Here is a 13,908-nt window from a genome sequence, read left to right as displayed (position 1 = left end):
CACGTGACCGGCCAACCCGAAACGGTTGAAATGGACTTCGTCGCGCCGCGGCATCTGGCCGGCGGTGGCGATCCGGCCTGGGTCACCGTCCCCCTGCACCGCGCCTGCGGCTGGAGCCACGGCAACGACCCCTTGATGCCGCGCGTGATCCTCTCCAGCCCCGACCAGACAGCCCTCCTGCGGCTGGAACCGGCAAACGGCCTGCAGTGGTGGGCCCTGCACCACACCGCCGAGGGTGACCGTCCGGCCTGGTCCACCAGCTTCGGCGCCGGCACTCCTGTCGAGACCATCGCGGCCGTCGCCGACGCCCTGACCGATCCCGCCACCAGCCTGGCCACCGGCACGGACCCCTACGAGCCACTCCTCGACGCCGACTGGAAACCCCACTCCAGCACCGACGGGCTCGTCTCACCCGACGGTAGGGCGTACGTCGAGCACATCGTCACCGAGGCAAGCGACTGCTGGCTCGCCAGCACCACACTCGGCCCGTCCCAGAGACCGGTATGGCAGGCCGTCTTCAGCCGGCACACACCGCCCGTCCTGATCAGCGCGTTCACCCGCGCACTCGCCGACACCAGCCCGGTCCCCCGCCAGTACATCTCACTGACCGTCCCCGCCTACGGCACGCGCCTGATCACCCACACGCAGCGTGAACTCCCCGCCCAGCAGGTCGCCTCCGCGCTGGAGGACCGCGTCCGCGCCCTCGCCGAGCGCCGCCCGGCCCCGCCGACGCCCCTGCGCCCACCGAAGCCCCCACCGACCGGTCCCCGCCGCCTTCGCTGACCCTCCCCCCTTCTCCTCCTTCCGGAAGCGCTTCGCCCTTTTGTCCTCTCCCCCCAGCAGTTCCACCGACGGGTACGACATCGCCCTGCGCTTCCTCCTCGGAGCAGCGGCGGTCGTCGTCCCTCTGTCTCATCTCGCCTGGCTGTCCGGCAACATCACCGCGTACCTCGCCGGAACCCCGTGGGCGCCGTACGAACCGGCCACAGCCCTGCTCCGCCCCGACCAACTCTGGCCCCGGGCCGGGGAGATGTCCCTGCTGATCGGCGCGCGGATCATCCCCGTCACGGTCCTGCTCGCCCTCCTGACCGTGGCAGGCGTGCTGTGGTCCCGCCACAAGACCCGCGGCGGCGGCCGGAGAAAGAAGATCACAGGGATGGCCACGGCAGGGGACATCGAGCCCCTGATGGCCAAGGCGATCACCGACAAGGCCCGCTCCCTGCGCCCGAGCCTGAAAAGCGCCAAGCACATCGACGCGAACGACACCGGCATCCTCCTCGGCAACCTCCAAGGCACCCGCCACGAGGTCCGCATGGGGTACGAGGACGTCGCCGTCGCGATCATGGCCCCGCGTTCCGGCAAGACCACCAGCCTGGCGATCCCCTCGATCCTCTCCGCGCCCGGCGCGGTCCTCCTCACCTCGAACAAGGCTGCGGGCGACGCGTTCACCGCGACGCTCGGCGCCCGGGGACGGGCCGGGCGGACGTGGACCATGGATCCGCAGCAGATCGCCCACGCCGAACGCCAGATGTGGTGGAACCCCCTCGCCGACGCCAAGACCCTCGACGGGGCCGGCCGTCTCGCCGGACACTTCCTCGCCGCGAGCGTGGACGCCTCACAGCAGGGGGACTTCTGGTCCAAGGCCGGGAGCAACATCCTCTCCCAGCTCTTCCTCGCCGCGGCGCTCGACGAGCGGCCGATCACCGATGTGATGGCGTGGCTCGCCTTCCCCGCCGACCGCACCCCCCTCGACATCCTCCGCGACCACGATTTCGCCCCCGTCGCGGCCCAGCTCAAGGGCACGGTTGAAGGACCACCCGAGACACGGGACGGCATCTACGAGACCGCCCGCCAATATGCGGCAGCCCTCCTCAACTCACAGATCGCGGCCTGGGTCACCCCCCAGAAGGACACCGCCGAATTCAAACCGTCCGGCTTCGTCACCTCCACCGACACCCTGTATCTCCTGTCGAAGGACGGCGGAGGCGGCGCGAGCGCACTGATCGCCGCGTGCGCCGACTCGGTGATGCGCGCGGCGACCGCCCAGGCCGAACGCGCGGGCGGACGTCTCGACCCGCCGATGCTCGCGATCCTCGACGAGGCCGCCAACGTGTGCAAAATCAGTGATCTCCCCGACCTGTACTCCCACTTGGGCTCGCGAGGGATCATCCCCATCACGATCCTCCAGTCCTACCGCCAGGGCCAGAAAGTCTGGGGCGACGCCGGCATGGATGCCCTGTGGTCGGCCTCGACTGTGAAGGTCATCGGATCCGGTATCGACGACCCCGACTTCGCGGACAAGCTGTCCCGTCTGATCGGCGACCACGACGTGGAGACCCTTTCCACCTCCCACTCCGAATCCGGCAAGTCCACTTCCGTGTCCATGCGACAGGAGCGGATCCTGCCCGCCGACGCCATCCGTGCCCTCGCCAAGGGCACCGCTCTGTGCTTCGCCACCGGGATGCGTGCCGCCATGCTCGACCTGCGTCCCTGGTACCTGGAACCGGGCGCCGGCGAACTGTCCGCCGCCTCCGCCCATGCCTCAACGGCCATCACCGAACGCGCCGTCGCCAAACACACGCCGACACAGTCCGGCTTCGGCAAGGCCACGTGAGGCGAAGGAGCCCGTCCGCGCGTGACACCGTCACCACCCACCGCCGGCACACGCAAACTCCCCGCGGTACGGGGTTCGTCAGGCCGACGAACGACTGCACGCTCCCTCCCCCTCTCGCCCTGGAGTCCCTACGTCCGCCGATGCCCCCCCACATCCCACGACCTCGCTCGTGCTCTCGCAAGCCGGATCCACCCCGACGCCGCCCCGCGGGACGTGATCGTCAGCTTCCGCGTCCGGCCCCAGGCCGCCGCCGAGTTCCACCACAAGGGCAGCGGAGGACCAGCCGCCGAAGTCGCCCAATGGCTGCACGCCCAGCTCTACGGCCTGCCCACGGCCCCCGACCCGCTGCCCACCGCCCTCGACGCGCTGCTCCAGGCCACCCGCACCACGCACACCGGCCAGCAGCGGGCAGCGATCGTACGGCGGGTCGCCGACCAGCTCCGCGACGGAGCCGAGATCATCAAGGGCTACCAGTACAGGGCCCAGTGGGAGCGACTCCCCGAAGAAGCCGCCGTACATCTGCGTCAGGCGCACGACCTCGCGCAGCAGGTCGCGGACCTCCTCGACCAGGCTGCTCCTCACTTCCACAACTTGCACGCCCATCCCAGCCGCCGAAGCCATGCGCGCCCGGTCAGCACTCAAAGCGGCTTCGGAGGTACAACACAGCCACAGCCCGACGTCTGGTTGGCCTCCGCTCCACCACCTCCGAGGAGAACGACCTGACATCCGCACCCCAGCACCTCCACGTTGAGGCCGACATTCACCAACAAGTGGCTCTCCTCGCCTGCGCCTTGGGGCTCACCGCCAGCGAGACCATCGCTCACCTGCTCCGCACCTACGCCCAACCCTCATCCGAGACACCAGCCCGCGCGGACATGCTCACCCCCGTCTACGCCATCTATCAGCGCCGTCGCATCGAGGGGCACTTCGACCGTTCCACCGGAGCCTTGAGCATCCCCGCGGGCCCCGGGGCGGGGCAGTACAGGACCCCCAGCGGCGCTGCTCGCGCCGTCATCACGGCGCTACGCCCGCAGGTCTCGCCCATCCGTACCGGATGGGCGTTCTGGCGCCTTGCCGAAACTGGCGCCCACCTCGAAGTCCTCCGCGGCACCACCAATCACACCCGCGCCAAAACGAGCCCGCCCGCACCGCCGCCAGCCAGCACCGCTGCAGCCGCGCCGCGCACCCGCTGACCTCCATCGGTCCACCCAAGGACGCAGTTCCGCCGAAATCCGCAGCCCGTCCGATTCGCGACGTCGCACCCTCGTCCTGACCGGCCTCGGATGCCGCAGCCGCCGGCCCGTCGCCCGGGCTGCCCCGACTGTCCCTTCACCGCGCGGATCCCACGCCGCCCTCACCCCTGGAATTCCATGAGCACCCCCACCCTGAAAATCCTTTCACTAGGCGCCGGAGTTCAGTCCAGCACGTTGCTCGCCCTGTCCGCCGAAGGAATTCTCCCCAAGGTTGATTACGCCATCTTCGCCGATACCGGATGGGAACCTGCAACCGTCTACTCCCATCTCGACCGTATCGAAAAGGAGATAGCCAAACCCGCCGGCATCCCCGTCCTCCGGGCCTCCTCGGGTAACATCCGTAAGGATGCGCTCGATCCCGGGCACCGTTTCGCTTCCATGCCGCTATACATCCTGAACAAGGACGGCAAGCAGGGCATGACCCGGCGCCAGTGCACCGGCGAATACAAAATCAAGCCGATCAAGAAGAAGGTCCGCGAACTCCTCGAATATCCCCACCCGCAGCGTATCCCCAAGGAAATTTTCGTCGAGCAGTGGGTCGGGATATCCACGGACGAATTCCACCGGGCCAAGGACGCCGACGTCCGTTACATGCGCAACCGGCATCCACTCATCGACATGGGCTGGTCGCGCAGCGACTGCGTCCGCTACCTCACGTCGCTCGGCCTCGCGGACACCCCGAAATCCTCGTGCCTGGGCTGCCCGTTCCACGGGAACGCGCAGTGGCGGCACATCCGCGACACCAGCCCGGACGAGTGGCAGGACGTCGTGGAGTTCGACGCCGCGATCCGCCAGGGCAACGCCCGCGCGAACGAGACCGGCAACAAACTGCTCGGCCAAGCGTTCCTCCACCGCTCCCGGGTACCGCTCAGTGAGGCGCCGATCGACCACGTCACCGCAGCGGAATGGGCCGCCCTCCAGCCCGAACTCGAGGGTGCGCCGGACGCGCAGGATCTGGAGAAGGGGGTGGTGGACGGCTGCTCCCCCTGGGCGTGCCGCGGTGACGTCGATCCGGTGCGGGACAACTTCGGTCTGGCTTCGTGAGGGGGATCGTCCTTGATTTGTTCGCGGGTCCGGGCGGGTGGAGTCACGCTCTGAGCGTGCTCGGGGCCCGGGATGTGGGTCTGGAGTGGGATGCGTGGGCCTGCCGGACTCGTCAACGGGCTGGGCAGGTGACGGTGCGCACGGATGTGGCGGCGTATCCGACATGGCCGTGGCTGGGCCGGACGAAGGGGGTGCTGGCGAGTCCTCCGTGTCAGGCGTGGTCGATGGCGGGCAAGCGCCTGGGGCTGGTGGACCAGCCGCTGGTCCACCAAGCGGTCGCCGACCTCGCAGCCGGACGCGACACCCGCGCGCGAATCCTCACCGCCTGCCAGGACGTGCGTTCTCTCCTGGCCGCCGAGCCCATGCGCTACCTGCACGCGCTGAACACGGTGGGCGAGCCGGAGTGGATCGCCATGGAAGAGGTCCCCGACGTGCTGCCCTTGTGGAGGCAGTACGCGGCCGTTCTCCGGCCCTGGGGGTTCTCCGTGTGGACCGGGATCATCCAGGCCGCCGACTACGGCGTGCCCCAGACCAGACGGCGGGCGATCCTCCTCGCCTCCCGCGTGCGTACCGCCAAGCCTCCCCCGCCGACCCACGCCCGGGTCGCGGAACCGGAGTCGCTGTTCGGGCCGGGCCGTGCCCGCTGGGTCAGCATGTCCGAGGCCCTGGGCTGGGGCGCCACCGACCGCCCCGTCCCCACCGTCTGCGCCGGCGGCGGCCCCGGCGGAGGCCCCGAACCCTTCCCCTCCGGCTCACGGAAAACCCTGTCCGACGCCCGCGACCGCGGCACCTGGACACCCCGCCCAAAGGGAACCACCCCGCCTTCCCACCGGGCCGCCGACCAGCCCAGCGCCCCGGCAGCCGTATCGGTGACGGGGGCGCATCGGTGGTCATGGTCGCTGCGGAGCAACAACCAGGCCAACGCCACCGTCCGGTCCATCGCGGAACCGGCGGGGACGCTGTTCTTCGGGCACCGGGCGAACGAATGCACCTGGGTCGCCGAACCCGCCCACCCCCACGTCGGCACCGAGGACCTGGTGGCGCCGGACCCGATCCGGATCAGTGCCCGCGAAGCGGGCACCCTCCAGACCTTCCCCGCCGACTACCCCTGGGCCGGGAACAAGGGCCAGCAGTTCTCACAGATCGGCAACGCCGTACCACCGCTCCTCGCCGGCCACCTCCTCGCCCCGCACCTCGGCGTCACCCTCGACCCCGACGACTTCACCCTCGCCGCCTGATGCCCAACGCTCCCGAACCCGACGAAGACGACCTCGACGCCATCGCACCGCCCCAGCCCGTCTTCCACGTCGAGCAGGCCCTCCTCGGTGCCCTCCTCCTCGACCCGCACCGTGTGGACGACGTGAGCGGCATCGCCGCCGACTCCTTCTCCACCGCCGCGCACTCCGCCCTGTACGGCGCGATCACCACCCTGCCGCGGCCCGACCTCGCCGAGCACGCGAAGAACACGCGGTGGCTCGACCGCGTACTGGCCACAAGCCGGGAGCAGGCCCGCGGTCTGACCGCCTCCTACCTGCACACCCTCGTCCAGGTCTGCCCCTGGCCCGGCCACGCCCCCGCCTATGCCCGGATGATCGAGGCGGAACACGCCCGCCGCCACCTGCAGACGGCTGCCGAACGCCTCGTGCGCACCATCCACGACGTCACCCTCCCGCACCCCGTCCAGACGATGCTCACCGAGGCCGACGCGCTCACCGCGGTCGTGGACGACATCGCCCATCGCTTCCCGCCCCGCGCAGGCGTGCTGCCCCGCACCACGGCACCACCGCCACCCGCATCAGCCGATCCAACTGAGGCCGTCGAAGAGGAGCAGATGCTCCTCGCCACCGCCACGGCCCGCCCCGCCGGTATCGGCTCCGTGCGGTGGCTGCTCCCCGGCGACCTCACGCAGCCCCTGCACTCCGGCCTGTGGCAGTGCCTGACGGCCCTGGCCCGCCGCAACGAGCCCGTCGACGCCGTCACGGTGCTATGGGAAGCCCAGCAGCGCGGCCTCCTGGACGACGGAAGTGAACCAGGCGAGGTCCTGCGCATGCTGGCGGAGCCCGCCGGTTCCGTCGAGCACTGGGGTGAGCGGGCCCTGCAGCGCTCTTTGCTGACCACGGCCGAGCACGCCGGCCGGCGCATCGCGGTGTACGCCGACGACCCGGCGAACACCCCGTTCCAGCTCGTGGTCGGCGCCCGCCGCGCCCTCGCCGACATCGCCGCCGTCCGCACTCGCTGGCAGCACGTCACCGGAGCGGCCCCTCCTCAGCGGCGGCGGCCCGCGCCCACCACGCGCGCCGGGCCGCCGACCACCAGGGCCGCGCCCGCCGCCCGATCCACACGAGCCCCCCGGTAGCCCCGAATACGCCGGTGGCCGGACCCGAAGGCCCGGCCACCGGCGAGACAGAGGAGACCCCCACGTGACTCCCGCCATCGACGCCCACGTCCACCTCGACACCCACCCCACTCACCCGAGCGCCGTACAGGCCGTCCTGACCGGAACCCAGGCCCGCGTCGCCCTCATGGCTCTGGAGGCCGTCGACTGGAGCGTCGCCGCCACCAACCTTCTGGTTCTGGCCCGCATCGACCACGAGGAGCCCTACTGGGCCCACGACGCAGCCAAGCACCTCACCGCCGAGGGCATCACCGTCGAGATCACCCCGCGCCTCCAAGAGGCCATCGACGAGGAATGGACCTGGCCGAACTACCCGATGCCCTGGTGCACCCGCAGCGAAATCCGCGAGATCTCCGACCAGGCGCAGAAGATCCACGACGCCATCCGCCACGGCCACCTCCTGGTCCACGCCCACGCCCGCGACGGCCACACCACCGTCGCGGTCGGCACCTACCTCCACCGAGGCGGCAAGTCCATCTACCTGCACGGCGAGGACCACCTGCGTCAGGTCGCCGACACTTTCGACTCACCTGCGGAGGCACTGGTGGCCTTCGAGAAGGTCCACGCCGCCGAGATGCGCCCCGGACCGGCGCCCTTGACCGACACCGAGCGCGCCGCCATCGCAGCGCGTTCCGTCTTCGACGTCACCACCGCCAAATCCGTACCTTCCCGCCCGAAGCCGGAGACCGTCCCGGTCCACCTGGCCGACGCCGACGACCACGACGCTCTCCTCGACCGCTTCCTCAAGACGCACGGAGAGTTCGAGAAGTGGCGGACCTGGTCGGACGGCACCCCCACCCCACCGGCCGAACGGGACGAGCCGAGGACAGAACTCGTCCCGGCGTACGCCGCCCACCCGGGCAACCACGAAGCCATGCTCGACGCCTTCCTCGACGAGGAGGACGACTGGCAGAAATACAGAACGTGGGTCGAGAACACGACCATCGCCACCCACGAATCACTCACCCTGCGGATCGAGTTCGTCCACGAGGCACACGTCAACGATGTCGCCTGGACCATCGCCGCCTACGAATCCCCCACCGGCCCCCGCGTCTGGCACCTCACCGCGACCTCCGCCACCCCCGCCGGAATCATGGAGGTCCTCCTCGACGGACTCGCCGCCCAAGACGCCTGGGCCCAGGAAGCCGACGCTCTCAACGAGCAGACCGTCGCCCAGGCCATGAGACCGCTGGCCGACGAATGCTGGTCTCAGACGGTCGACAGCCACTCGATCCGATGGTCAGAACCTACCGGCAAGCCCGCCGGCGCCGCGTTCGACGCCTTCGCCGCCACCACCCGTACCGACAGCCCGCCGCCCACCTGGACCATCTGGGGCGGCAACCACAGAGACCACCCCACCTGGGCCATCCACTGCTCGCCCCACACCCCCACCAAACTCCTGGCCGACCTCACCTACGACCTCATCCACGGCGCAGTCCGCCAACAGGTCTCCCCGCCCGCCCCGGCACAATCCCCGCACCACGCCACACCGGCAACAGCCCCCACACCAGCGGCACCACCACACCCCCACACCCGGCACAGCCGATGAGCCGAGCGGACGGCACTGCTCAGCACGGGAACGACCAACCAGCCTGCCGGCGCCGCCCCGTACCAGGGACTACTCCGTCAGGCCCAGCTCCGTGTCCGGCCGGCAGAACTCGCAGGCTTGCGCACCGACCGCCGACTGGGTGAGCGCCAGCCGCGCCTCGGCGGCACTGATCCCACTGGCCGAGCGCTGCGTCATCGAGCAGTCACCAACGTGGACGCAGGGCGGCCTCGGGTGATCCGGACGGATCTTGGGCTCCAGCTTGTAGGAGCCCGCCTGCGCACGCTGAGGCGGACCGGTCCGTTCGCGCCGCCGCCCCGGAGCCGATACGTCGGCAGCGGCAAGCGCACGGCCGACAGCCTCACGCTGGAGCCGAAGCCACGTCCCGATCGTGTCGCTCTCGGCGATCTGCCGATCAAGGTGAGCCATGATCACACGGAGCCGGGCCTCGTCCGGAGGCAGGCCACCGCGAGCCGCCGGCCGCCCGTCACTCACGTACGGCCGTGAACGCGTCGCGGCGGCAACAACGGCACCGCCGGACGGCGCCCGGCCCAGCAGGGATGGTAGAACGCCGCAACGGTGAGCCGTTGCAGACGCCGGCGCAGCTCCGCACTGCCTGGACGATCAGCCAACAGCCGATACGTCGCAGCCAACTCCCGCTGAACCTGAACAAAGGTGGTCGTAGCCATATCCCAGATTCAAGCACGTGTTCGAATATGATGCCCAGGCGATCCACGCCACGTCTTGACTGGTGAGGGCGGCGGCTGCCGTTACTGCTGCTGGAAGGCGTCGGCCACATCCCACGGCTCGACGTAAGGGAGGTCGGCTACCCGCTGGGCGAGCGGGTAGCCGACCTTGTGGTGGATCCGGGCCGGCTCGCAGGCCGCCCACCGGGCGGTGCCGCTGGGCGCTATCCCCGGGTCAGGCAGCAGTGCGTCGAGCGCCAGGGCTTCGGCGGCCCGGTCGGCCAGCCACTGGGCGAAGGCTGAGTCCGCTGCGGCCTGGCCGGGAGGTGCTGAGCCGTCAAGGAGGGTCCGGTCCGATCTGTACGGAGTTTCACCGTCCGACGGCGTGCTCCCGAGCAGACCACCCGAAGGGGTGACGCTCCCCAGAAGTGGTGAAGCATGTTTTCACCTCGGCACAAAGAATTTCCGTTCGATAGCGACCGGGGTTGATCATATTTGCGGGGTCGATGACTTCTCCGGCTCTGCGGAACATTCTTCGGATTAGCCCACTCAGATTCCCTGTGGAGTTCCGTGTTCCGTTTGCATGATTTCCGGGTCCCTCGGGCGGGGGCGCCATGCGACTAGCGTGCGTGGAGTCACGAGGGAAGGGCCCCGTGTTGGTTGGCGTCAGCTCCGGAACCCTTCCCCACGTGCCGAACCGAACCCGACGTAAGGAGAAGGGCATGATGCAGCACGTCCGCCGGAGGATCGAGAGTCTCTTTCCGGCAGCGCACGACGTTAGCATTCCGTTTTCGGCCGTCCCGCAAACCGGAATGGTGAGCGTCACCATGCTGACGCTCCGCTTCGGCTCGGTACTAACGCTGGGGTCGATCACGGGGGCCGCCGTGTGGCCGGAGTCCTTCTCCGTGCAGCTTCTGTTCACGGTGTTGGTGGCGGCCGTCTCGGACCGCAGCGCGATCACCCGTCTGTGGGTCCGTCGCACCATCTGACCCCGCACCGGGTCCGGAGCGTGACGCCGGCTGCCGCTCTCAGTCGAAGGCAGCCGGCGATCCCCGTCGCGCCGAGGTGCGGCCCTGCTCGTACGTCCCGGCCGGTACGGGGAACCGCGCTGCCGTTCTCCGTGGCCGATGAAGCATCAGAGGCGAGGTGACCCTCATGCCGCCGCTGTCCAGTCCGCCCGGGCCGCAGGTTGATCCTGCGGCCGACGAGCGGCAGTTCGTACCTCCCCGCGCGTACCGTGGCGCCGGGTCGGGCGCCGCCGTGGCCTATACCGCCTTCTGCCACAGTCACTGGCCCGTCTACCAGCGGTATGCCGGCGCGGTGACCGGATGCCACGCCGCCGGCGTCGAACTCGCCCGTGCGGCTCTGCGTGAACTCGGCGTCCAGTGGCCCACGGCCCTGCGCAGCGACGTGCCCTCCGCCCTCGGCTGGGCGCTGCTCTGCGCCATGACCGCGCCCCGTCGTACGGTGACCTTGCGGACGCTTCTGCGGAATCTCTGCGTGCGTGAGGTGGACGCGCTCATTCTGCGCTACAAACTCGGCCTGACCGTGCGGCAGGCCGGATACGCGATGGGGATGGCGCCGGAAGTTGTCGAAGTGCTCAGGCGTAACGCTCTGCGAAAGGCGGCCGGGCTCGGGCGGGAGTCACATATGCCGGGGTCGAATGCGGTCCGTCTGCGGAGGTGTGCGCCGGAGCACTTCTTGCCGCCTCGCCGTCAGGACAGCTCCGAGTAAGTTTCACCCCATAGTGGAAGCGGGTAGCTGTGGCTCGGACCGGCCTCCTAACATGGCATCTTCACCTGGAGATCCACCACGTCTGAGGGGCGCGTGTGGCCGAGAGCGTGGGGAGCGGCTCATTCTTGACCTCAGTAAACCCAGCGTCGCCCGGATGTACGACCATCTTCTCGGCGGAACGGACAATTACCAGGTCGACCGGGACGCATGTGCCGAATTAATCCGCATTGCTCCGAGCGCACGCGAACTGGCCCGTGTAAACCGGGATTTCCTCGTACGGGCGGTGCACTACCTCGCCTATGAGCGTGGCGTGCGTCGGTTCCTCGACCACGGATCCGGTCTACCGGCCCAGCCCAACGTCCACCAGGTCGCCCAGAGCGTCGACCCCGCCAGCCAGGTCGTCTACATCGACAACGACCCCCTTGTGCACGCCCACGGCCGCATGAAGCTCGCCGAGGACCCGCGCACAACAGCCGTTCTCCAGGCCGACATCCGCGATACGAACGGCATCTTCGACAGCTCCGAGGTTGAGCGCCTGCTGCAGGGCGGCCAGCCGGTCGCCGCCCTGTTCGTCTCGGTCCTGCACTGCATCCCCGACCGCGACGACCCATGGGGCCTCGTACGGCAGGTCGCCGGACGGCTACCTCCCGGCAGTTACCTTGTGATCTCGCAGTTCGCCAGCGACGACGCCGAACTCCGCGCGAAGATCACCCGGTTCATGGCAGACATCACCGACGACCAGTGGGGCCAGGTCCGTTCGACGAGCGAGGTGAACCGGTACTTCGACAGCCTCGAACTGATGGAGACCGACCGCCCCGGGGACGTCTCGCGCTGGAGAAGGAACAGCGAGCTGGCCCTGCGGCAACGCTCCACGGAGTGGGTTGCGTACGGAGGTGTGGCCAGGATCGGATAGCTGTGCGCGGCTAGTCGTGGAGCTGGTTGATGTAGTGCTCCAGGACCTTCATCGACTCACCCTTGTCCAGGGCTCTGGTCCACAAGTCGTCCAGCGATGCCTGGAACATCTCGATGTCCTCGTCTTCGACGAGCAGTTCACCGCTGCGGTTCCTGGTCTCCAGGTAGACGGCGCGGCTGACCGCGCCATCGTGCGGAGTGATCAGCGTCATCGACGTGTGCAGGGCGGATCCCTGGCTCAGGGCTTTCCCCAGCAGGACACGGATGTGGATGTTCGGCCTGTTCTCCGAAAGGCTGTAGACGTGCCTCAGTTGCTCACGGAGGACAGCCGGACCGCCCACCTCCATCATCAGAGCCGGCTCTCCGATAAGCGCTTCGTACTCCGGAGCGTGGTCGTCGTCGAGGAGCGTCTGCCGCTGAAGCCGCGTGTCCAGGCGCCGGTCGATCAGGGCGCTGTACCTGCGCTGCCGCTCCTCGTCGGGCTGGGCACGGCTGAAGTCCGACATCAGGGCCTTGGCGTAGCCGCGCGTCTGCAGCATGCCGGGAATCCCGTTCTCCTGGTACGTCCGGATGGACTTGGAGGTGGCCTCCATGGCAAACAGGCCGGAGAGGGGCTCGGAGACGACATCGGACGGGTTCGCCCACGCCGGCGAGTATTTTATCCGACGGAGGCACTGAGCAGCCTCTTCACGGACCGCCGAGGAAGCTCCGCACGCCTGGAGGAACGCGTCGACCCTTTCCGGATCCTGATCCTGCTTTCCCGTCTCGTACCGGCTCAGAGTGGGTACCGACCCCATCACGGGAACCGCGACAACGCCGTCACGTTGAGTCCACCCCTTCAGCTCGCGGTGGTGCCTCAGCAGCGCGCCGACGGTCCGCGCCAGCGGATGCGGCGCGGACCGTGACGTCTTCTTTTCCTGCCTACCCGGCAGAGGGACGAGCTGACCGGACACGATGCGTACTCCTCGCGCGTAAGCGGAACTCCCGCCCCGCGCGAACATCTTTATCGCCCGATCGGCCCTCAGCAACCTGTGGGCAGAATTTTTCAGACAGTCATCTCCTGGAACTCCCCCTTTGTTGCACCGTCAATGAATGCGGACAGTTCACGTCGCGTGAAGATCAACGCAGGTCCGCCCGGATCGCGCGAATTTCGCATCGCGATGTTCTCACCGACCACTGCAAGCTCGACACAGTCATTGACGCCGTCGCTAACGGACGCCTTCACCCACTCCAGAACCGGCAGTTCGCCGGCCCCGATCCCGTTGTAGACCGCAGTCACCATCCACCCGCTTCCCTCTACGACCAGCAGCGACGCCCGCCCTCTGGTCTTCCCGAACTCTCCACTTACCAATTTTCACCAGTGCGTGAGAATTTCATGCACTGGTGAGAGTGGGGAAAGTCTAGCCCCCAGGACCACCGCCCCGCTGTCCCTCGAAAGGGCGCTCTCGGGAGAGCGAAAATAATACATACGAAGAAAGCATTAATGCGGACGGTGATAACGGCTGTATCCGCGAAAATGGCCGAACAGTGTTCCCTGCAGGCGATCGCAAGATCGGTATCCCCCGCGCCGATCAACGGCAGGGGGCAGCGCCCGGCTGCCACGTGCCGTGAGGCATCTCGTTCGGTACTGGCCTGGGCCTTCCGCACCGGGCTGCCTTCCAACTCGTCTGAACGCAGGCGGCGTCGCAGGACCGACTTGTTCGGCAGTCACCCCGGCCGTATCG

General features: G+C 68.8%; 13 protein-coding genes. 10 read left to right on the top strand and 3 right to left on the bottom strand.

All coding sequences use genetic code 11. The annotated features are described in order from the left end of the window. Positions 1 to 3: 3 nt before the first annotated feature. From ACIQ7D_RS10075 to ACIQ7D_RS10045, 7 genes are all read left to right on the top strand, one after another. Positions 4 to 783: a DUF317 domain-containing protein gene (locus tag ACIQ7D_RS10075; protein ID WP_403935713.1), complete on the top strand. Its 780-nt coding sequence runs from the start codon at positions 4 to 6 to the stop codon at positions 781 to 783. A 40-nt stretch (positions 784 to 823) separates the two neighbouring features. Beyond that, a complete protein-coding gene (locus ACIQ7D_RS10070) occupies positions 824 to 2,614 on the top strand; it encodes a type IV secretory system conjugative DNA transfer family protein (protein WP_403935711.1) in 1,791 nt (596 codons plus the stop codon). 213 nt (positions 2,615 to 2,827) lie between these two features. Further along, entirely contained in the window at positions 2,828 to 3,337 is a 510-nt protein-coding gene (locus ACIQ7D_RS10065; RefSeq protein WP_403935709.1) for a hypothetical protein, read from the top strand. Positions 3,338 to 4,041: 704 nt separating this feature from the next. Beyond that, positions 4,042 to 4,911, top strand: a complete 870-nt coding sequence (locus tag ACIQ7D_RS10060) for a hypothetical protein (RefSeq protein ID WP_403936088.1) — start codon at positions 4,042 to 4,044, stop codon at positions 4,909 to 4,911. 5 nt (positions 4,912 to 4,916) lie between these two features. Then, positions 4,917 to 6,149, top strand: coding sequence for a DNA cytosine methyltransferase (locus ACIQ7D_RS10055; RefSeq protein WP_403936086.1), 1,233 nt, complete (start codon positions 4,917 to 4,919; stop codon positions 6,147 to 6,149). After that, complete coding sequence (locus tag ACIQ7D_RS10050) at positions 6,149 to 7,267, top strand: DnaB-like helicase N-terminal domain-containing protein (protein WP_403935707.1); 1,119 nt, start codon at positions 6,149 to 6,151, stop codon at positions 7,265 to 7,267. Before ACIQ7D_RS10055 ends, ACIQ7D_RS10050 begins: the two co-directional genes overlap by 1 nt. 64 nt (positions 7,268 to 7,331) lie before the next feature. Further along, positions 7,332 to 8,855 (top strand): DUF317 domain-containing protein, encoded by a 1,524-nt coding sequence (locus ACIQ7D_RS10045; RefSeq protein ID WP_403935705.1) that lies wholly within the window; start codon positions 7,332 to 7,334, stop codon positions 8,853 to 8,855. A gap of 69 nt (positions 8,856 to 8,924) precedes the next feature. On the opposite strand, the gene ACIQ7D_RS10040 is transcribed toward ACIQ7D_RS10045, so the two are convergent. Continuing rightward, positions 8,925 to 9,281 (bottom strand): DUF6233 domain-containing protein, encoded by a 357-nt coding sequence (locus ACIQ7D_RS10040; RefSeq protein ID WP_403935703.1) that lies wholly within the window; start codon positions 9,279 to 9,281, stop codon positions 8,925 to 8,927. 979 nt (positions 9,282 to 10,260) lie between these two features. Between ACIQ7D_RS10040 and ACIQ7D_RS10035 the strand changes: the two genes are divergently transcribed. The 3 genes from ACIQ7D_RS10035 (at position 10,261) to ACIQ7D_RS10025 (ending at position 12,185) form a co-directional block, all read left to right on the top strand. Continuing rightward, positions 10,261 to 10,527: a hypothetical protein gene (locus ACIQ7D_RS10035; RefSeq protein WP_403935701.1), complete on the top strand. Its 267-nt coding sequence runs from the start codon at positions 10,261 to 10,263 to the stop codon at positions 10,525 to 10,527. 166 nt (positions 10,528 to 10,693) lie between these two features. Beyond that, complete coding sequence (locus ACIQ7D_RS10030) at positions 10,694 to 11,272, top strand: hypothetical protein (protein ID WP_403935699.1); 579 nt, start codon at positions 10,694 to 10,696, stop codon at positions 11,270 to 11,272. Positions 11,273 to 11,324: 52 nt separating this feature from the next. Next, on the top strand, positions 11,325 to 12,185 hold the full coding sequence (locus tag ACIQ7D_RS10025; protein WP_403935697.1) for an SAM-dependent methyltransferase: 861 nt from the start codon (positions 11,325 to 11,327) through the stop codon (positions 12,183 to 12,185). A 10-nt stretch (positions 12,186 to 12,195) separates the two neighbouring features. Here the strand turns inward: ACIQ7D_RS10025 and ACIQ7D_RS10020 are convergent, their stop codons facing one another. After that, complete coding sequence (locus ACIQ7D_RS10020; protein ID WP_403935695.1) at positions 12,196 to 13,137, bottom strand: helix-turn-helix domain-containing protein; 942 nt, start codon at positions 13,135 to 13,137, stop codon at positions 12,196 to 12,198. 92 nt (positions 13,138 to 13,229) lie between these two features. Continuing rightward, a complete protein-coding gene (locus ACIQ7D_RS10015) occupies positions 13,230 to 13,466 on the bottom strand; it encodes a DUF397 domain-containing protein (protein ID WP_403935694.1) in 237 nt (78 codons plus the stop codon). Positions 13,467 to 13,908: the final 442 nt, after the last annotated feature.

The organism is Streptomyces sp. NPDC096310 (assembly GCF_044763125.1).
In the GTDB taxonomy this organism is placed as follows: domain Bacteria; phylum Actinomycetota; class Actinomycetes; order Streptomycetales; family Streptomycetaceae; genus Streptomyces.
The sequence above is the reverse complement of the archived record's forward strand: the minus strand, read 5'-3'. Positions and strand labels throughout refer to the sequence as shown.